At 70.3% G+C, this 696-nt stretch carries 1 protein-coding gene; it reads right to left on the reverse strand.

The window, feature by feature from the left end:
• Positions 1–149: 149 nt before the first annotated feature.
• On the reverse strand, positions 150–696 hold a 547-nt coding region (locus E2C06_RS36810), incomplete at its 5' end, for an IS66 family transposase (protein ID WP_165982927.1).

Consider the following 696-nt stretch of genomic DNA (forward strand, 5'->3'; position numbering starts at 1 on the left):
GGCAGCGGACACCCTCCGGCCAGCGATGCTGGCGCACCAGGGCGAAACACTTGGCATCGTTGATCAGCGCCGAGAGGTTGATCAGATCAGGGGTGGCCATGATGCCACGGGGTAATTACCCACCCCCTCTGACTTCTGCGGCGTAGCGGTCAGGCCGTGACAGTCGTCAGGATGGTGCCGAAGACGCTGGTGTTCGGCACGAGGCGGGCGGTGTCGACCACGGTGCGCACGTCCGCCTCGCCCTGGGTGGCCCACATCGCGCGATAGCCGTTGGTGACCTTGCGTTGGATCACGGCGGGGCGGAGGTCGCGCTCGCAGGCGTTGTTTGTCGCCCCGACCTGGCCAGGCCAGTCGACAAAGGTCAGCAGCTGGTCGCGCGCTCGCCGCAGCTTCGCTTGCAGCGCCCGGGTCAGCTCGCAGCCGCTGGGGGTTGCCAGGATCACGTCCAGCCTGCGCTCGAGGGCGCGCCGCTTGGCGGCCAGGGTGGAGGCGGCCAGGCTCGCGGCGGCATCGGCCAGGTCGAAGGCTGAGCCCAGCCAGAGCTTGAGCCGGAATGGCACCGGGTCGTCGCTGGCCTCGAGGGCGTACGCCACGTCGCGCGCCAGGTGTGCCAGGCAGGTCTGCTGGGCCACGCCGTGGCCCTGCTGCGCCGAGTAGCGGTCGGAGAGCCAGACTGCGGGGCGGTGCCCGTCCATC

The organism is Dankookia rubra (genome assembly GCF_004355005.1).
Classification (GTDB): Bacteria; Pseudomonadota; Alphaproteobacteria; order Acetobacterales; family Acetobacteraceae; genus Paracraurococcus; species Paracraurococcus ruber_A.